Genomic DNA, 18,722 nt, shown 5'->3' with positions numbered 1-18,722 from the left:
CCGGACTCCTCCGGGAGTCCGGCCCTCGGTCTTTTCCGGTCGGTTCCCGCCCTCAGCCGCGCACCGCTCCGGTGACCAGCCACTTGCCGCCGCGGGCGCGCCAGACCAGGAAGCCGGCCCGCAGCAGCATGAACAGGTTCATCGCCCACCAGAGCCCGGCCAGTCCGGTGCCGGTGGCCGGCACCGCCAGGGCCACCGGGACGAACACCGCCAGGGTGGCGAGCCCGGCCCAGGCCAGGTAGGGGCCGTCGCCGGCCCCCATCAGCACGCCGTCCAGCACGAAGACCAGGCCGGCCACCGGCTGGGTGAGCGCGAGCAGCAGCAGGGCGGTGTCCAGTTGGGCCCGGACGACCGGGTCGGGCGTGAACAGCGGGACGTACAGCGGGCGGGCGAGCACCACCAGCAGGCCGAGGACCAGCCCGGAGACGATGCCCCACTCGACCATCCGCCGGGTGGCGGCCCGGGCGCCGGGGGCGTCCGAGGCGCCCAGGTAGCGGCCGATGATGGCCTGGCCGGCGATCGCGATGGCGTCCAGCGCGAAGGCCAGGAAGTTGAACAGCGTCATGGTGATCTGGTGGGCGGCCACCTGGTCGTCGCCGAGCCGGGCCGCCACCGCGGTGGCGGTCATCAGCACCGCGCGCAGGCTGATCGTCCGGACCAGCAGCGGGCCGCCAGCCCTGGCGCCGGCCCGGATGCCCGCCGGGTCCGGCCGCAGCGAGGCCCCCTCCCGGCGGGCTCCGCGGACCACCACGACCAGGTAGGCGGCGGCCATCCCGGTCTGGGCGAGCACGGTGCCCCAGGCCGAGCCGGCCACCCCGAGCCCGGCGCCGTACACCAGGCCGGCGTTCAGGCCGATGTTGGCGGCGAAGCCCGCGACCGCCACCACCAGCGGTGTGCGGGTGTCCTGGAGACCGCGCAGCACCCCGGTGGCGGCGAGCACCATGAGCATCGCGGGGATGCCCAGGGAGCTGATCCGCAAGTACGTCACCGCGTGCGGCGCGGCGGTCGCCGAGGCGCCCAGTGCGTCGGCCGCCCAGGGGGCCAGCAGCAGGGTGAGGAGGACCACCGGGACGGCCAGGCCCAGCGCCAGCCAGATGCCGTCGACGCCCTGCTGCACGGCGCCCCGGCGGTCCCCGGCGCCGATCCGGCGGGCGACCGCCGCGGTGGTGGCGTAGGCGAGGAAGACGAACACGCCGGTCGCGGTGGAGAGCGCGGCGGAGGCGACGCCCACCCCGGCCAGCTGGGGGGTGCCGAGGTGGCCGACGATCGCCGAGTCGGCCATCAGGAAGAGCGGTTCGGCGACGAGCGCGCCGAAGGCCGGGACGGCCAGGGCGAGGATCTCCCGGTCGTGCCGGCGGCGCGAGGGGGCCGGGGTCGGGGGCGAGGCGGTCATGGGCACCAGGCTACTCATCCACAGGTAATGGATGTAAGAGCCAGATGCCTATTACTCGAAACCCTGAGCGACGCGGTTCGCCCGCTCTGTGCCCACAGCCGTTCGGAGGTGTGTGAAGAATTTCTCATGCACAGGCCCGGAATGAGGTAATCCCAGGTCAACAGATTGACGGTGGATCGATCGTCCGGTTATCCACAGGGACGTCCACAGGGGTGTCCACAGCTTTGCGGCAGTTCTCCACAGGACGGGGCCGCTCATCCACACCCCCTGTGGATAACCGCCTTGGCGCGAGGGCGCCCGGCGCTTTAGCGTGGGCCCTCCGCCCGACACTCCCGCCGCCCCCGGCGTCCGATTTGTCGGAGCCGTGGCGTACAAAGAGGATCCGCTCCACCCAGCCACCGGCAAGCCCGCTCCAACTTCGCACCACTCGCTGATCGGGGAACACGCGTGACCGGCCCCCAGTACGACGACCACGACGCCCCGCCGCCGGAGGATGACTGGCAGACCGCCGAGGACCCCTTCCCGGTCGGCGCCTACGACGACGCCCCCTTCCCGGACGGCCCCGGCGACCGGCTGCCGGTCTCCCGCAACCGCGGCGAGGACCGTCAGGGCGGTGGCCGCGACGGCTTCCAGAAGGGCGGCAAGGGCGGCTTCCAGAAGGGTGGCAAGGGCGGCCGGCCCGAGGGCGGCTGGCAGCGCCGGGACGAGGGCGACGGCGCGGGCGCGGTGGACGGCTTCGAGCGCGTCCCACCGCAGGACCTGGACGCCGAGAAGTCCGTCCTCGGCGGCATGCTGCTCTCCAAGGACGCCATCGCCGACGTGGTCGAGGTGCTCAAGCCGGCCGACTACTACCGGCCCGCGCACGAGATGGTCCACGGCGCGATCCTCGACCTCTACGCCCGCGGCGAGCCGGCCGACCCGATCACCGTGGCCGGTGAGCTGACCAAGCGCGGCGAGCTCCAGCGGGTCGGCGGCGCCGCGTACCTGCACACCCTGGTCAACTCCGTCCCGACGGCGGCCAACGCCGAGTACTACGCCCAGATCGTGCACGAGCGCGCGGTGCTTCGCCGACTGGTCGAGGCGGGCACCCGGATCGCCGGCATGGGCTACGCGGCCGAGGGCGACGTGGACGAGATCGTCAACGCCGCCCAGGCGGAGATCTACGCCGTCACCGAGCAGCGCACCAACGAGGACTACGCGCCGCTCGCCGACATCATGGAGGGCGCCCTCGACGAGATCGAGGCGATCGGCTCCCGGCAGGGCCAGATGTCCGGCGTGCCGACCGGCTTCGCCGACTTCGACCAGCTCACCAACGGGCTGCACCCGGGCCAGATGATCGTCATCGCGGCCCGCCCCGCGATGGGCAAGTCCACGCTCGCGCTGGACTTCGCGCGGGCCTGTTCGATCCACCACAAGCTGCCGAGCGTGATCTTCTCGCTCGAAATGGGCCGCAACGAGATCGCCATGCGCCTGCTCTCCGCCGAGGCCCGGGTGGCGCTGCACCACATGCGCTCCGGGAACATGACGGACGACGACTGGACCCGGGTCGCCCGCCGGATGCCGGACGTCAGCGAGGCGCCGCTGTTCATCGACGACTCGCCGAACCTGTCGATGATGGAGATCCGCGCCAAGTGCCGCCGGCTGAAGCAGCGCAACGACATCAAGCTGATCGTCATCGACTACCTCCAGCTGATGCAGTCCGGCGGCTCCCGGCGGGCCGAGAACCGTCAGCAGGAGGTCTCGGACATGTCCCGAAACCTCAAGCTGCTGGCCAAGGAGCTGGAAGTGCCAGTCATCGCGCTCTCCCAGCTGAACCGTGGCCCCGAGCAGCGCACCGACAAGCGGCCGATGGTCTCGGACCTCCGCGAATCCGGCTCGATCGAGCAGGACGCCGACATGGTCATCCTGCTGCACCGCGAGGACGCCTACGAGAAGGAGTCGCCGCGCGCGGGCGAGGCCGACCTGATCGTCGCCAAGCACCGTAACGGTCCGACCGCGACCATCACGGTGGCCTTCCAGGGCCACTACTCGCGCTTCGTCGACATGACCCGGGACTGAGCCCGGCCCCGGCGTCGGGGCGGGGAGTCAGACGGTGACGGTGGCGCGGAAGAGCGTGCTGCCGGAGCCGGAGAGGCGGGTCGGGGCGCCGGTGGCGGGGAGGAAGGCGGACTGGCCGCGGGCCAGGTCCAGCACGGTGCCGTCGGCGGCGGTCAGCCGGGCGCCGCCCTCGGTGCAGAGCAGGATCTGCGGGGTGCGGCCGTCGATCTCGCGCGCGGCGCCGTCCAGCACGAAGCGGGACAGCCGGAACTCGTCGATCGGGACGGGGTAGAGCTCCTCGCCCGGGGTGCCCTCGACCGGGACCGGCTCCAGCAGCTCGGGGGCGCCGGCCGCGAAGACCACGACCTCCAGCAGCTCCGGCACGTCGATGTGCTTCGGGGTGAGGCCGGCCCGCAGTACGTTGTCGGAGTTGGCCTGGAGCTCGACGCAGACGCCGGACAGGTAGGCGTGCGGCACCCCGGCGCCCAGGTACAGAGCCTGGCCGGCCCGCAGCCGGACGTGGTTGAGCAGCATGCCGGCGATCACGCCGCGGTCGTCCGGGAAGTCCTCGGCGATCCGGGCGTACGGGGCGTACTCCCCGTCGGGGTCGGTCGCCGCCAGCACCTCGACGGTCCGCCGGACGGTCTCCCCGTCCAGAGCGAGGGCGGCGGTCAGGGCGCCGCGCAGCGACTCGGACTCTCCCCCGGCCTTGGGCCGGGAGGTGCCCCCGCCGGCGGCCAGCCGATCGATCACCGGGGCGAGCCCGGGCACCGCGAGTCCGGCCAGCAGCCGGGCCGCGTCGGCGGGCCGGCGGAAGCCGCACAGGCCCTCGAACTCGCTTAGGGCGCAGACCATTTCGGGCTTGTGGTTGGCGTCCCGGTAGTTGCGCTCGGGGGCGTCCTGGGGGATGCCGAGGGCGTTCTCGGCGGCGAAGCCGGCCCGGGCCTGGTCGAGCGTGGGGTGGGCCTGGATGGACAGCGGGATGCCTGCGGCCAACACCTTGAAGAGGAACGGCAGGGTCGGGCCGAACCTGGCCACGCTCGCCGCGCCCAGCTCGCCCTCGGGGTCGGCCGCGATCAGCTCGTCCAGCCGGCGCGGACCCTCGCCGCGGTCGGCGTGCGACGGGGCACCGGGGTGGGCGCCCATCCACAGCTCGGCCTGCGGCTCACCGGTCGGCCGCTGCCCGAGCAGCTCGGGCAGGGCGGTGAGCGACCCCCAGGCGTACGGGCGGACGGTGTTGACGAGCCTGTCCATGCGCGCGGTCCTACTCCTTCGCTGTCTGGGCGGCCCCGGACGTCCCGAGTCCGGATCGCCGGGGCGGGCCCGGCGGAGCGGGCTGTCTGGGCACGGGCAAGGGAAACGACCCTAGCCGACCGGTGTCACCCACGGGGAAACGGCGGGCGTCCGGTGGGAGTGCCGCGGTCGGACCGGCGGTTCCCGGCGCGGTAGTAGAATGCCAGGACGCAGTAGCCTCCGCCCTGCGTGCAATTCGCCACCGAGGTCCACCCCGGCCAGGTGGTGCCGGCGGAGCCGCGTTCCAGAGTGCGGGCGCCGGTGTCCCGGACACCCCCGCCACCGGCCGAGAGGTTTGTACGTGACCGTGAACCAGCAGAGTTTTGCTGATCTCGGCAAGGTCCTGGTGATCATCCCGACCTACAACGAGGCGGAGAACGTCGAGCGGATCGTCGGCCGGGTCCGTGCCGCCGTGCCCGAGGCGCACGTGCTGGTCGCCGACGACAACAGCCCTGACGGCACCGGCGAGCTGGCGGACAAGCTGGCGGTCGAGGACGAGCACGTCCACGTCATGCACCGCAGGGGCAAGGAGGGCCTGGGCGCCGCCTACCTCGCGGGCTTCCGCTGGGGCATCGACAACGGCTACGACGTCCTGGTCGAGATGGACGCGGACGGCTCGCACCAGCCCGAGGAACTGGACCGGCTGCTGGCCGCGCTGCGCGGCGCCGACCTGGTGCTGGGCTCGCGCTGGGTGCCGGGCGGCCGGGTGGTCAACTGGCCGAAGTCGCGGCTGCTGCTCTCGCGCGGCGGCTCGACGTACTCGCGGCTGATGCTGGACGTGCCGATCCGGGACGTCACCGGCGGCTACCGGGCGTTCCGCAAGGAGACCCTGCTGGGCCTGGGCATGGACGAGGTCGCCTCGGCCGGGTACTGCTTCCAGGTCGACCTGGCCTGGCGCACGGTGAAGGCCGGCTTCAAGGTCGCCGAGGTGCCGATCACCTTCGTCGAGCGCGAACTCGGGGCGTCCAAGATGAGCCGCAACATCGTGGTCGAGGCGCTGTGGCGGGTGACCACCTGGGGCGTCACCGACCGGCTGGCGCGACTGCGCGGCGCCGCCGCCACGCGCTGACGACCGAACTCCCGCGCACGGTGTGACGTGCACCGGAAGGCGTGCCCCGCCGGGCGCGCCTTCCGCGCATTCGGCCGCCCGTGCTCCCATGCTGTAGGGCGCAGGAAGTCCGACCGCCGACCAGAGGGAGCAGCCCGTGACGACGTCCCCGCCCGAGGAGAGCGCCGGCGCGGGTGCCGAGCCGCCGGAGTCCGGGCAGCCGGAGTCCGGGCAGCCGGTCCGGCCGCTGGAGGTCGCCGTCTTCACCGGTCCCGAGTCGGCCTTCTTCGCCACCTCCACGCTGATCCTCGGCGAGCGGACGGCGATCCTGGTGGACGCCCAGCTCACCCGCAGCGCCGGTCGCGAACTGGCCGAGTGGGTCGCCGGCAAGGGCAGACGGCTGCTCGCCGTCGTGGTCACCCACCAGCACCCGGACCACTACTTCGGCGCCGAGGAGGTGCTGCGGCTCTTCCCCGAGGCGCAGCTGCTGGCCGCCCCGGCCGTGGTCGAGGGCATCCGGCGGACCGTCGCCGCGAAGGTCGCGCAGTGGAAGCCGGTGTACGGCGACGACGTCCCGGACCACCCGCTGATCCCCGCCCCGCTGCTGCCGCAGCCGCTGATGCTGGACCGCCAGGTGATCCCGGTGCTGCTGCTCGGCCAGGCCGACTGCGGGGACTCCACGGTCGTCCACGTGCCGAGCATCCGCACCGTGATCGCCGGGGACTTCGTCCACAACGGCACCCACGTCTGGACCGCCGACACCACCCCGGCCCAGCGCACCACCTGGGGGCACAACCTCGGCCGGATCGCCGACCTCGGTGCGGAACGGGTGATCGCCGGCCACCGGGCCCCGGGCCAGGGCGACGACGCCGCCCGGGTGCTCGCCTTCACCGGCGAGTACCTCCAGGACTTCGACCGGCTGCTGGCCGCGCACCCGGACGACCCGGAGGCGCTGGTCACGGCGATGAACGAGCGCTACGGGGAGCTGACCCTGCCGTCCTTCCTGGAGCTGGGCGCGCGGGCCAACACCGCGCGCACGGCCGAGGACACCGTCGAGGCCGAACTCGTCGCCGAGCCCGAGGAGGGCCCGGAGGGCGGGGAGGGCCGGGACGCCGCGGGGCGGTAGGGCCAGGGGCGGATACTGGCCGCATGACGCCGTACGACGTGATCGTCCCGGCGGGCGGGGCCGCCCGGCGCCTCGGCGGGGCCGACAAACCGGGGCTGACGGTGGGCGGGACCACCCTGCTCGACCGGGTGCTCGCCGCCTGCGCGGGCGCCCGCACCACCGTGGTGGTCGGCCCGGCCCGGCCGAGCGGGCGGGCCGGCGTCCGCTGGACCAGGGAGCAGCCACCCGGTGGCGGGCCGGTGGCCGCCGTCGCGGCCGGGCTCGGCCTGGTCACGGCGGACGTCGTGCTGCTGCTCGCCGCCGACCTGCCGTTCCTGGACCGGCGGACGGTGGAACGGCTGGTCACCGCCCTCGACGAGGCCGGTGCGCCGGCGGACCGCGCGGTGTTGGTCGACGCGGCCGGCCGGGAACAGCCGCTCGCCGCCGCCTACCGGACCGCGGCACTGCGCGCCGCGCTGGCCGATCTCGGCGAGCCGGCCGGTAGGCCGCTGCGCCGGCTGGTCGGCGGGCTGAGCGGGCCGCGGGTGGGCGACACCGACGGCGTCGCCCACGACTGCGACACCTGGGAGGACCTGGAACGGGCCCGCGAGCGCGACCGGAGCTGAACCTCACCGGTCGCACCACCGCGGTGTGAGCGAAACGACGCGCGCCGCACTCGGGGCGAACACCTCGGTGAAACCGCCGATCGGGCAGCATGGGCGCATGGAGCGCACGCTGGATGACTGGATCGCCGAGGTCAAGGCCGACCTGGGCATCGACCTGGACGTCGACGTCCGTGGTCTACTCGACACGGCCCGGGTGGTCGCGCACGGGGTGGACCGGCCGGCCGCGCCGCTGACCGCCTTCCTGATCGGCTACGGGGCCGCCCAGCGGGGCGGCGGGGCGCAGGCCGTCGCCGACGCGGCCCGGCGGGCCGAGACCCTCGTCGAGGGCTGGGGAACTGCCGGCCGGCCGGGCGAGTCGTGAGCGCGGTCGGCCAGGCCACCGTGACCGCACCGGCCACCGGCCCCGGCGTGCTGAGCTGGCCCCGGGCCCGCGAGACCGCGCGCCGGGCCGGGCCGCACCCGCTGCCCGGGGTCGCCGTCCCGCTGGCCGAGGCGCTCGGCCGCACCCTCGCCGAGCCGCTCGGCGCGCTGACCGACCTGCCCGCCTTCGACACCTCCGCGATGGACGGCTGGGCGGTCGCCGGTCCCGGCCCGTGGCGGGTCGCCGGCCGGGTGCTGGCCGGACGGGCCGATCCGGCGCCGCTGGCCGACGGCACCGCCGTGGAGATCGCCACCGGTGCCCAACTGCCGCCCGGCGCCACCGCCGTACTGCGCCGTGAGCACGGGCGGACGGACGGCGCGCTGCTGCACGACAGCGGCCCGCGGCCGCTGGGCACCGGTCAGGACGTCCGCCCGCGCGGCCAGGAGTGCCGCCGGGGCGAGGAGTTGCTGCCGTCCGGCACCACGGTCGGACCGGCCGTGCTCGGCCTGGCCGCCGCCTGCGGCCACGACGGGCTGTCCGTGCACCGCCGTCCCGAGGTCCAACTGCTCGTCCTGGGAGATGAGTTGATCACCGCCGGGGTGCCCGCTCCCGGGCTGGTCCGGGACGCCCTCGGGCCGCTGCTGCCGCCCTGGCTGCGGGCCGCCGGGGCCGAGCCGGCCGAAGAAGTCGGCTACGTCCGGGACGACTTCGGGCTGCTCCGGGACGCGCTGCGGCACTCCACCGCCGACCTCGTGGTCACCACCGGCGGGACGGCCGCCGGGCCGGTCGACTTCCTGCACCGGGCGCTCGCCGAGGCCGGTGGCCGACTGCTGGTGGACGGCGTCGCCGTCCGGCCGGGGCACCCGATGCTGCTGGCCGAACTCCCCGGCGGCCGTCACCTGGTGGGCCTGCCGGGCAACCCGCTGGCCGCCGTCGCCGGGATGGTGACCCTCGTCCTGCCGCTGCTGCACGCCCGCGGCGGGCGGCCGGCCGGCGCCCCCGTCCTCGCACCGGTCGCGGCCGACCTGCACGGGCACCGTACGGACACCCGGCTCCAGCCGGTCCGGCGGACCGCCGAGGGCGTCCTGCCGCTGGCCTTCGACGGGCCGGCGATGCTGCGCGGGCTCGCCCGGGCGGAGGCGCTGGCCGTCGTGCCGCCCGGCGGGGCGGGCGCGGGGGAGACGGTCGAACTGCTGGAGGTGCCGTGAGCGAGCGGTGGGGGTCCCCCCGGCCGGAGGCCGGGGGAGAGGGAGCCATCAAGAGGTACGCGTCGGGAGAAGCGGCGGCCGGGCAGCGCGAGGTGGGCGCATGAGCCGGCTTCGACGCACGACGGCGCCCGGCACCGAGCCGTGGGCGGACGCCGGGATCGTGCTGCCCGCCCGACGGGCCGCGCCCGCCGTCCGGCAGGTCGGCTCCCGGCTGCTGCTGGCGCTCGCCGTCCTGGTCGCCACCTCGTTCATCGTCTACCTCGACCGGGAGGGCTACAACGACAACGCCGGTGGCGAACTCAGCTTCCTGGACGCGGCGTACTACGCCACGGTGACGCTCTCCACCACCGGGTACGGCGACATCACCCCGTTCAGCGACAGCGCCCGGCTCACCAACATCTTCGTGATCACCCCGCTGCGCGTGGTGTTCCTGATCATCCTGGTCGGCACCACCCTGGAGGTGCTCACCGAACGGACCCGCCTGCAATGGCGGTTGAACCGCTGGAGGTCCACCGTGCGCGAGCACACCGTCGTCATCGGCTACGGGACGAAGGGCCGCAGCGCCGTCGACACCCTGCTCGGACAGGGGGTGAAGAAGGAGGACATCGTCGTCGTCGACCCGCAGCGCAAGGTGATCGACCAGGCCGCCCAGCACGGCCTGGTCGGGGTGGTCGGCGACGCCACCCGCACCGACACCCTGGTGCGGGCCGCGCTGCCCACCGCCGCGCGGGTGGTGGTCGCACCGGAGCGGGACGACACCGCCGTACTGATCACGCTGACGGCCCGGCAGCTGAACAAGGCCGCCACCGTGGTCGCCGCCGTCCGGGAGGACGAGAACGCGCCGCTGCTGCGGCAGAGCGGCGCCGACGTCGTGGTGACCAGCTCCAGTTCGGCCGGCCGCCTGCTCGGGCTGTCGATGCTCAGCCCGCACGCCGGGGCGGTGATGGAGGACCTGCTGACGTACGGCAACGGGCTGGACGTGGTGGAGCGTCCGGTCACCCGGGCCGAGGCCGGGCACAGCCCGCGCGAGTGCGACGACCTGGTGGTCGCGGTGGTCCGGGGCCGACGGGTGCTCAACTACACCGAGCCGGAGGCCGCCGTGCTGCAGCTCACCGACCGGGTCATCGTCATCAAGTCCAGCGGAGTCGCGCCGACCGGCTGAGCCGCGCCGTGCAACCGCCCCGGACCGCAGTAGGTTCGGGGCATGCATGCGATGACGATTCCCGTACCTGGTGGTCCCGAGGCACTGGTCTGGGCCGAGGTGCCCGACCCGGTGCCCGCCGAGGGAGAGGTCCTGGTCGAGGTGGCGGCCACCGCCGTCAACCGTGCCGACCTCCTCCAGCGGCAGGGCTTCTACAACCCGCCGCCCGGCGCCTCGCCCTACCCGGGGCTGGAGTGCGCCGGGCGGATCGTCGCGCTCGGGCCCGGGGTGTCCGGCTGGGCGGTCGGCGACGAGGTGTGCGCGCTGCTGGCCGGCGGCGGCTACGCGCAGCGGGTCGCGGTGCCGACCGGGCAGCTGCTGCCGCTGCCCGCGGGGCTGTCCGTCGAGGAGGCCGCGGCGCTGCCCGAGGTGGCCTGCACGGTGTGGTCCAACGTCTTCCTCACCGCGCACCTGCGGCCCGGCGAGACGGTGCTGCTGCACGGTGGCGCGAGCGGGATCGGGACCATGGCGATCCAGCTGGCCAAGGCGGTCGGCGCGCGGGTCGCGGTCACCGCGGGCAGCCAGGAGAAGCTGGCGCGGTGCGCCGAGCTGGGCGCGGACATCCTGATCGACTACCGCGAGCAGGACTTCGTCGAGGCGCTCCGGGAAGCCACCGGCGGCGCCGGGGCGGACGTGATCCTGGACATCATGGGCGCCAGGTACCTCCAGCGGAACGTGGAGGCGCTGGCGGTCAACGGGCGGCTGGTGGTCATCGGCCTCCAGGGCGGGGTGAAGGGCGAGCTCGACCTCAACGCGCTGCTGCGCAAGCGCGGGGCGGTGATCGCCACCAACCTGCGCGGGCGCCCGCTGGCGGAGAAGGCGGCGATCGTGGCGGCCGTTCGGGAGCACGTGTGGCCGCTGGTCGAGTCCGGGGTGGTGCGGCCGGTCGTGGACCGGGTGCTCCCGCTGGCGGAGGTGGCCGAGGCGCACCGGGTGCTGGAGCGCGGGGAGCAGGTCGGGAAGGTCGTGCTGCGGGCCTGAGCGGGGGAGGTCCGGCGGAGGTCGAGGGGAGGTTCGGGGAAGGTCCGGGGGCGGGGCGGACGGCGGCGGAAAGGGCATGAATTGCCCGAAATGCCGTAACGGCCGGGGCGTGCGAGTCTGGTCCGGAGCAGTCCCGCCGCCGATGCCGCCCCCGGGCGCCGTCGGCCGTCGGAAGGACTCCGACCGTGGCCGCATCACCGCACGCACCGCTCGGGCCACTGCCCGTGGCGCCGCACCACCGTCGTACTTCCCGCCGCTCCCCCGGCCGCGCCCAGCGGCTGTTCGCGGCGGCCGTGCTCGGGCTCACCCTCCCGCTGGCCGCCGCCTCCGCGGCCGTCGCGCTGCCTTCGCCGGCGGCCCTGCCGCTGCCGACGGTCCTGCCCTCGCCGGAGGCGGGGACGGACGTCCCCGGGCCGGCGGCCGCGCCGCCGCGGCGGCCGGCGCCGCATCCGCACGGCGCCCGCGGGTGGGTCCGCCGGCACCACCCGGCCTCGTTGCCCGAGCGCTCCGACGCCGCCGTGGAACGGGCCAGGGAACGGGCCAGGGGACAGGCCAGGGAGCAGGCGCCCGAGCGGGTGCCGGAGCAGGCCCCCGAGCAGGCGCCGGGCCAAGCCGTCGAGCTGGGGCCGGAGCAGGCCCCTGAACAGGCTCCCGAGCAGGTCCCCGAGCACGCCCCCGAGCAGGCCCCTGAACAGGCTCCCGAGCAGGTCCCCGAGCAGGCACCGGAGCAGGCACCGGAGCAGGCCCCCGAGCAGGCACCGGAGCAGGCCCCCGAGCAGGCACCGGAGCAGGTCCCCGAGCAGGCCCCGGAGCAGGCCCCGGAGCAGGCCCCGGAGCTGGTCGCCGAGGCGGAGCAGCCGGAGGCCGACGGGGGCGCCGCGGAGACCGGGACACCCGGCGACACCGCCGCCGTCCCGGTCCCGGCCGCTCCGGACGCCGGCGCGGCGGCCACGGGGCAGCCGGTCGCCGCCGTCGCCGCCGTGCCCGCGATCTTCCCGGCCCACTGGCAGGACGCCTCCACCACCCAGCTCCCGCTGGGCGTCGGCCTGGGCCTGATCGGCTGCGGCCTGGGACTGGTCGGCCTGCGGCTGCGCAAGGGCTGAGGCCCGGGACGGCCCCGCGCCGGGTGCGGCACGCCCGGCGCGGGGCCGGGTCGTCGGCGGCTGCGGTTCGGCGGGCGGGGCCGGCCGGACCGGGCGCCGGCTGCGGTCGGCGGACGGTCGGCGGACGGACGGTCGGCGGTCGCGGTGCGGGAACTGAGTATCCGTACGGATACCCGCGTGGCGCCCGGCGGCGTACCGTCGTCAGGGGCGGCGCAGGACGGCGGGACGACCGGGGGCTTCCGCCCGGCCAACCCCAGTGAGAGAGAATGTTGTTCATGACGAATCCGATGAACGAGCGCCCGTCGCAGGAGCCCTTGCGGGCCGCCGGCGGGCAGTCGCAGGACGGCCAGAAGGTGCTGATCGTCGGACCGGACGGGATGCCCGTGGGCCAGGGGTTCGGCGGCCCGGTGGGGGAGGGGGAGCACGAGGGCGACGTGCCGCGCGAGCTCCCGGTGACCGAGATGGTCGAGCAGCCCGCCAAGGTCATGCGCATCGGCAGCATGATCAAGCAGCTGCTGGAGGAGGTCCGGGCGGCGCCTCTGGACGAGGCGAGCCGGGCCCGGCTGAAGGACATCCACGCGAGTTCGATCAAGGAACTCGAACTCGGTCTGGCCCCGGAGCTGGTCGCCGAGCTGGAGCGGCTGTCGCTGCCCTTCACCGAGGACTCCATCCCGACCGAGGCCGAGCTGCGGATCGCCCAGGCCCAGCTGGTCGGCTGGCTGGAGGGCCTGTTCCACGGCATCCAGACCGCGCTGTTCGCGCAGCAGATGGCGGCGCGGGCCCAGCTGGAGCAGATGCGGCGGGCGCTGCCGCCCGGCCTGCACAGCGGCGAGCCGGAGGAGGACGAGCCGGGCCAGGGCCGCGGCATCCGCTCCGGTCCCTACCTGTAAGTCGCGTCCGGCCCCACCCCCGGCGACAGGTGCGTCCGGTCCGCGTCCGGACCGGACGTACCGCGACGGTCCGCCCCCGGTCCCGGCCGTCGGGACCGGGGGCCGGGACCGGGGAGCGGGCCCGGCCCTGGACCGATCACCGTCGGCGCGAGCCGATACCCTGGCCCCTGTCGCCGGCCGGTGGAACCGCCGCGGCAGGGCCCGCCAGTCCAGCGGGCAGGGCCACCACGCACGGACGAGACCGAACGTCAGGCTGCGGCGAGCACGGCCGCGCCGAGGGGGAGCAGAGGACCATGAGCGAGCACGGCAACGCGGCGGTCGAGGGCTTCTCCCTGGGCAACGGCCGCTATGTGCTGCAGCGGCTGCTGGGCGAGGGCGGCATGGCCTCCGTGCACCTCGCCCACGACCGCGTGCTGGACCGGCAGGTCGCGCTGAAGAGCATGCACAGCGAGCTGGGCCGGGACGACTCGTTCAAGGAGCGGTTCCGCCGCGAGGCCCAGGCCGTGGCGCGGCTGGAGCACCCGAACATCGTCACGGTGTACGACAGCGGCGAGGACGTCGCCCCGGACGGTTCCAGCACGCCGTACATCGTCATGCAGCTGATCGACGGCATGGGCCTGCGCGACGCGATCAACGAGGCGATCGGCCAGTACGGCGCGATGCCGACCGAGCAGGCCCTGAAGGTCACCGTCGGCGTGCTGAACGCGCTGGAGGCCTCGCACGACATGGGCCTGGTGCACCGCGACATCAAGCCCGGCAACGTCATGTTCGACCGCAAGGGCAACGTCAAGGTCATGGACTTCGGCATCGCCCGCGCGCTGGAATCCGGCGTCACGTCGATGACCCAGACCGGCATGGTGGTCGGCACCCCGCAGTACCTCTCGCCCGAGCAGGCGCTCGGCAAGCCGGTGGACGCCCGCTCCGACCTGTACTCGGTCGGCGTGATGCTCTTCGAGATGATCACCGGGCAGCTGGTCTTCGACGGCGACTCGGCGTTCTCGATCGCCTACAAGCACGTCCAGGAGGAGCCGCCGGCCCCCTCCACCCTCAACCGCTCGGTCACCCCCGAGGTGGACGCGTTCGTCGCCCAGGCGCTGCGCAAGGACCCGGCGCACCGGTTCCAGAGCGCGGCGGCGATGCGGGACGAGGCGGAGCGGCTGATCGCGTCCGCCAAGGGCGGAGACAACGGGCACAAGCTGCAGGCCAGCACCCCGCTGGTGATCAACGAGGGCCCGCGCTCGGTGCACGCCGCCCCGCAGGCTCCGCAGACGCCGCACCCGCAGTTCCTCCAGCAGCCGCCGCAGCCGCAGTACCAGACCCCGCCGCCGGCCTACCAGGCGCCGCACCCGCAGGCTCCGCAGACGCCGCACCCGCAGTTCCTCCAGCAGCCGCCGCAGCCGCAGTACCAGACCCCGCCGCCGGCCTACCGGACGCCGCACCCGCAGTTCCTCCAGCAGCCGCCGCAGGCGCACACCCCGCCGCCGCAGCCGATGCCGCCGTACCAGCAGCCGAAGGCGCCCAGCGGCGGCGGTGGCTGCTCGACGGCCGTGGTCGTGATCGGGATCATCGTCGGCGTGCTGGTGCTCGCGGGCATCATCATCGCGATCGTGGTCAACAAGGCGAACGAGAAGTCCGGCGGCAAGCTCGGCCACGCGGACCGCCCCGCCAACGTGCTGGTCCTCGACCTCCCCGCCGACCGGAATGGCCTGCTCTGACGGTTTACGGCCGGTTGGGGGGTGCCGCGTCCTCCCGCCGGAAGCGGTAGCGTTCGGGGATACGAAAGCGACAGGGCACCGCGATCCGAGCGAACGCCCGGGGCGAGGAGCGATGGCACAGACGCAGCAGCCGGACGACGACGCGGGTGTCCGAGCGGTCGGCCGGACCGGCGGTACCCCGAGGATTCCCGAGCCCGCCGCCGAGGCGCCGACCTCGGCGCTGCCGCCGGTCACCGCGGGCGGCCCGCAGACCCCGGGCCGCGGCACAGCCGTGCCGCTGAGCACCGTCGGCGACGGCCGCTACCGGCTGACCCACAGGCTCGGACGCGGCGGCATGGCCGAGGTGTTCGCCGCCGAGGACGTGCGGCTCGGCCGCACCGTCGCGGTCAAGCTCCTGCGTGGCGAACTGGCCCAGGACGACGTCGCCCGGCTGCGCTTCACCCGTGAGGCACACGCCGTCGCGGCGCTCAACCACCACTCGATCGTCTCGGTCTACGACACCGGCGAGGAGTACGTCGGGGACGAGTCCACGCCGTACATCGTGATGGAGCTGGTCGAGGGCCGCACCGTCCGCGAGCTGCTGGCGGACGAGGAGGCGCCGCCGGTCGACCAGGCGCTGATCATCATCGCCGGAGTGCTGGAGGCGCTCGCCTACAGCCACCGCAACGGCATCGTCCACCGGGACATCAAGCCCGCCAACGTGATCATCACCAACACCGGCGCGGTCAAGGTGATGGACTTCGGCATCGCCCGGGCGCTGACCGGCGGCGCCACCACGATGACCCAGACCGGCATGGTCATGGGCACCCCGCAGTACCTCTCGCCCGAACAGGCGCTCGGCAAGCCGGTCGACCACCGCTCGGACCTGTACGCGGCCGGCTGCATGCTGTACGAACTGCTCACGCTGCGCCCGCCGTTCACCGGCGACACGCCGCTGTCGGTGGTCTACCAGCACGTCCAGGACCCGCCGATGCCGCCCTCGCAGGCCAACGGCCGGGTGCCGACCGGGCTCGACCCGCTGGTGCTGCGCTCGCTCGCCAAGAACCCGGACGACCGCTTCCAGGACGCCGACGAGTTCCGCGCCCACCTGCAGCACGCCCTGCGCGAGATGCACGGCGCGGCCGGGGACGGCTGGGTCGGCGCCACCTCGGGCGACACCGGCGCGACCCAGGTGCTGCGGCCGGACCAGACCGCGGCCACCGCGGCCTTCGGCGCGGTGCGCCCGGGCGACCAGACCTCCGTGCTGCCGTACTCCACGGGCGGCCCGCACACCCCCTCCTCGCCCTACCCGGCGGCCGGCGCCCCGTACGGTGGCGGCGCGGACGAGGCCGGGGACGGCCCCGTACGGCGGCGCGGGCCGTGGGCCTGGGTGGCCGGCGCGATCGCCGTGCTGGTCGCGGCCGGTGCGGGCATCGCGTTCGCGATCAGCGGCGACAAGACCGACCACGAGGTGTCCCCGACGCAGCCCCCGGCGGTCACCAGCACGGAGCCGAGCGCGCCCGCCCAGAGCGGCCTGACCACCCCGCCGGCCTCGGTCTCCGGCAGCAAGAAGCCGCAGGCCCCGACCGACCCCGGCAACAACAACGGGAACAACACCGGCAACAACGGCAACAACATGTCGCCGTCGCCGAGCACCGGCAAGCACGGCACGCCGACCCCGACGCAGACCACGCCCCCAAGCCACAGTGCGACCGGGAGCGCGCCGGCCACGACGCCGCCGGCGGCGACGACGCCGGCGGCGACCTCGGGCGCCGGCACGGGGACGGCGAAGCCGCCGGTGGACCCGAAGCCGACGGACGCGAAGTCGTCCCCCTGACGCGGTCAGTTGGCGAAGGCGTCCAGGACCTGCTCGTACTCCTGACACCACCACGCCAGCTGTCCCGCGGAGGCGGGGTAGAGCGGGTCGGCCCGGTGGTCGGCCCGCTGGTAGCGCCACTGCAGCATCCAGAAGTCGTTCAGCCGCTCCCACCAGACCCGGTGGACGGCGGCGGCCAACTGCTCGGCGGTGGCGGCGCCGGAGGCCCGGTAGGCCTGTGAGTAGCGGCGGACCCGGACCAGGTCGAGGACGCCGGACGAGCGGTCGTTGAAGAGCAGCGTGGCGGCCCGGACGGCCTCCTCGGCGCGTGGCTGCGGGCCGAGCTTGTCCCAGTCCAGGACGGCCGCCACCCGGCCGCCCCGCGGGCCGTCGTCGTAGAGCAGGTTGAGGCCGTGGAAGTCGCCGTGGGTCCAGCCGGTGGGCGGTGCGGCCTCCGGGGCGGGGCGGCGGTGGGCGTGCTCGGCGAGCAGATCCAGCCGTTCCGTGAGCCGTTCCACCACCAGGGCGTCCAACTCCTCTGCCGGGTGGTGCTCCCGGGCGCGGGAGCGCAGGTCGCGGGCGAGCTCGGCGCTGTCGACGGGGTCGGCGCTGTGATAGCCGGCGGGTTGTTCGATGGGGGCGCAGACGTCGTCGAGCGCGCCGTGCAGCCGGCCGAGCAGCGCGCCGAGCGCGTCGCACTGCGACGGGTCGAGCTCGTCGCCGTGCCGGTGCCGGCCGTCGACCCAGGGGAACAGCGCGAACAGCCGGCCGCCGCAGGAGGCCACCGTGCCGGACCGTCCGGCACAGGCCAGCGGGGGTGCGACGGGCAGTCCGAGGGTGTTCAGCGCGGCCATCGCGCGGTGGTGGGCGAGGATCTTCGGACGGCTGGCGGTGGCGGAGTCGACGTAGCACTTCAGGAAGTACGGACCGGCCTCGGTGGTGACCAGGTACCCCCGGTTCAGCAGGCCCTCGGCGACGGGTTCGGCGGTCAGCAGCCGGCCCACTCGGTAGCGGGCCAGGACCTCGGCTAGGGCGTCCGGCGGGACGGGTGGGCTGAGGGTTCCCATCGGCGGTGCGGAGATGTCGGGGCGGGCCGGTGCGCAGGCGAGGGTCTGGCTGAAAGTCACGTGCAGAGGTTATGGCCCCCTTGCGGGGGCCCTTGACAAACCGTCAACTCTGTGCAGCCGTCCGGTCAGTACTGGTGGTCGGCCTGGTGCCGCGCCACGAAGGCGGCCGCCTGGGTGCGCCGCTCCATGCCCATCTTGGCGAGCAGACTTGAGACGTAGTTCTTCACCGTCTTCTCGGCCAGGTGCAACTCGTTGCCGATCTGACGATTTGTCATACCTTCGCCGATCAGATCGAGGATCCGCCGTTCCTGCTTGGTGAGTTGGGAGAGCCGCTCGTCCTCCTTCTCCCCGCCGTCGCGCAGCCGGGCGAGCACCCTGCTGGTGGCGACCGGGTCGAGCAGCGAGCGGCCGGCCGCGACGTCCCGGACGGCGGTGATCAGGTCGGTGCCGCGGATCGCCTTCAGCACGTAGCCGGAGGCGCCGGCCATGATCGAGTCGAACAGCGCCTCGTCGTCCGAGAACGAGGTCAGCATCAGGCACTTGATCTCCGGCAACTTGGACCGGATCTCGCGGCAGACCTCGACCCCGTTGCCGTCCGGCAGCCGGACGTCGAGCACCGCCACGTCCGGGTGGACCGCCGGGATCCGGGTGAGCGCCTCGGTGGCCGTGCCGGCCTCGCCGACCACCTCGATGTCGTCCTCGACCGAGAGCAGATCGTGCACGCCCCGCCGGACGACCTCGTGATCGTCGAGCAGGAATACCCTGATTTGTCCGTTATCAGTCACGTCCAAAGCCTCCCATATCACCGTACGGAAGACCTATCGTCCGGATCCCCGTGAGGGCGCGATCCGGCCAGGGCCGTCCAAAACCGATACCGAGAACCCCCTTACGCACGGGCG

The 18,722-nt window shown here is 74.3% G+C and carries 14 protein-coding genes and 1 pseudogene; 11 read left to right on the top strand and 4 right to left on the bottom strand.

Going from position 1 to position 18,722, the window contains the following annotated elements; translation table 11 throughout:
• Positions 1-52 precede the first annotated feature (52 nt).
• Positions 53-1,393: an MATE family efflux transporter gene (locus ACWDBB_RS02480; RefSeq protein ID WP_449787871.1), complete on the bottom strand. Its 1,341-nt coding sequence runs from the start codon at positions 1,391-1,393 to the stop codon at positions 53-55.
• Between the two features lie 573 nt (positions 1,394-1,966).
• On the opposite strand from ACWDBB_RS02480, the gene dnaB reads away from it, so the two are divergent.
• Entirely contained in the window at positions 1,967-3,451 is a 1,485-nt protein-coding gene (dnaB, locus tag ACWDBB_RS02475; protein WP_402415171.1) for a replicative DNA helicase, read from the top strand.
• Between the two features lie 27 nt (positions 3,452-3,478).
• Here the strand turns inward: dnaB and manA are convergent, their stop codons facing one another.
• Positions 3,479-4,684 (bottom strand): mannose-6-phosphate isomerase, class I, encoded by a 1,206-nt coding sequence (gene manA / locus ACWDBB_RS02470; protein ID WP_449787870.1) that lies wholly within the window; start codon positions 4,682-4,684, stop codon positions 3,479-3,481.
• 340 nt (positions 4,685-5,024) lie between these two features.
• Between manA and ACWDBB_RS02465 the strand changes: the two genes are divergently transcribed.
• The 10 genes and pseudogenes from ACWDBB_RS02465 to ACWDBB_RS02420 all read left to right on the top strand — a co-directional run bounded on the left by ACWDBB_RS02465 (position 5,025) and on the right by ACWDBB_RS02420 (position 16,777).
• Entirely contained in the window at positions 5,025-5,792 is a 768-nt protein-coding gene (locus tag ACWDBB_RS02465) for a polyprenol monophosphomannose synthase (protein ID WP_449787869.1), read from the top strand.
• Positions 5,793-5,928: 136 nt separating this feature from the next.
• Complete coding sequence (locus tag ACWDBB_RS02460) at positions 5,929-6,897, top strand: MBL fold metallo-hydrolase (RefSeq protein ID WP_449787868.1); 969 nt, start codon at positions 5,929-5,931, stop codon at positions 6,895-6,897.
• A gap of 23 nt (positions 6,898-6,920) precedes the next feature.
• Positions 6,921-7,863: pseudogene (locus tag ACWDBB_RS02455) on the top strand (NTP transferase domain-containing protein).
• Positions 7,860-9,071 (top strand): molybdopterin molybdotransferase MoeA, encoded by a 1,212-nt coding sequence (locus ACWDBB_RS02450; protein ID WP_449787867.1) that lies wholly within the window; start codon positions 7,860-7,862, stop codon positions 9,069-9,071. Before ACWDBB_RS02455 ends, ACWDBB_RS02450 begins: the two are co-directional and overlap by 4 nt.
• A gap of 100 nt (positions 9,072-9,171) precedes the next feature.
• Entirely contained in the window at positions 9,172-10,233 is a 1,062-nt protein-coding gene (locus tag ACWDBB_RS02445; protein WP_449787866.1) for a potassium channel family protein, read from the top strand.
• 42 nt (positions 10,234-10,275) lie between these two features.
• A complete protein-coding gene (locus ACWDBB_RS02440) occupies positions 10,276-11,253 on the top strand; it encodes an NAD(P)H-quinone oxidoreductase (RefSeq protein ID WP_449787865.1) in 978 nt (325 codons plus the stop codon).
• 185 nt (positions 11,254-11,438) lie between these two features.
• Positions 11,439-12,356 carry a hypothetical protein gene (locus ACWDBB_RS02435; protein WP_449787864.1) on the top strand — a complete coding sequence of 306 codons (918 nt, stop codon included), beginning with the start codon at positions 11,439-11,441 and terminating at the stop codon, positions 12,354-12,356.
• 275 nt (positions 12,357-12,631) lie between these two features.
• Complete coding sequence (locus ACWDBB_RS02430; RefSeq protein ID WP_449787863.1) at positions 12,632-13,246, top strand: bacterial proteasome activator family protein; 615 nt, start codon at positions 12,632-12,634, stop codon at positions 13,244-13,246.
• Positions 13,247-13,539: 293 nt separating this feature from the next.
• Positions 13,540-14,961 carry a protein kinase domain-containing protein gene (locus ACWDBB_RS02425; protein ID WP_449787862.1) on the top strand — a complete coding sequence of 474 codons (1,422 nt, stop codon included), beginning with the start codon at positions 13,540-13,542 and terminating at the stop codon, positions 14,959-14,961.
• Positions 14,962-15,295: 334 nt separating this feature from the next.
• Complete coding sequence (locus tag ACWDBB_RS02420) at positions 15,296-16,777, top strand: protein kinase domain-containing protein (RefSeq protein WP_449788095.1); 1,482 nt, start codon at positions 15,296-15,298, stop codon at positions 16,775-16,777.
• 5 nt (positions 16,778-16,782) lie between these two features.
• Here the strand turns inward: ACWDBB_RS02420 and ACWDBB_RS02415 are convergent, their stop codons facing one another.
• Positions 16,783-17,883 (bottom strand): phosphotransferase, encoded by a 1,101-nt coding sequence (locus tag ACWDBB_RS02415; RefSeq protein ID WP_449787861.1) that lies wholly within the window; start codon positions 17,881-17,883, stop codon positions 16,783-16,785.
• A 65-nt stretch (positions 17,884-17,948) separates the two neighbouring features.
• Positions 17,949-18,608: a response regulator gene (locus ACWDBB_RS02410; RefSeq protein WP_380735222.1), complete on the bottom strand. Its 660-nt coding sequence runs from the start codon at positions 18,606-18,608 to the stop codon at positions 17,949-17,951.
• Between the last annotated feature and the right edge of the window lie 114 nt (positions 18,609-18,722).

The sequence above is a fragment of the Kitasatospora sp. NPDC001095 genome (assembly GCF_053598615.1).
This window is presented reverse-complemented; position numbering and strand designations above follow the sequence as displayed.

Bases quoted from the DNA above. Each gene is read 5' to 3' on its own strand.
- ACWDBB_RS02440 (WP_449787865.1), top strand. From the start codon at position 10,276: ATGCATGCGATGACGATTCCCGTACCTGGTGGTCCCGAGGCACTGGTC.
- ACWDBB_RS02480 (WP_449787871.1), bottom strand. From the start codon at position 1,393: ATGACCGCCTCGCCCCCGACCCCGGCCCCCTCGCGCCGCCGGCACGAC.
- ACWDBB_RS02430 (WP_449787863.1), top strand. From the start codon at position 12,632: ATGACGAATCCGATGAACGAGCGCCCGTCGCAGGAGCCCTTGCGGGCC.
- ACWDBB_RS02425 (WP_449787862.1), top strand. From the start codon at position 13,540: ATGAGCGAGCACGGCAACGCGGCGGTCGAGGGCTTCTCCCTGGGCAAC.
- manA (WP_449787870.1), bottom strand. From the start codon at position 4,684: ATGGACAGGCTCGTCAACACCGTCCGCCCGTACGCCTGGGGGTCGCTC.
- ACWDBB_RS02420 (WP_449788095.1), top strand. From the start codon at position 15,296: ATGGCCGAGGTGTTCGCCGCCGAGGACGTGCGGCTCGGCCGCACCGTC.
- ACWDBB_RS02445 (WP_449787866.1), top strand. From the start codon at position 9,172: ATGAGCCGGCTTCGACGCACGACGGCGCCCGGCACCGAGCCGTGGGCG.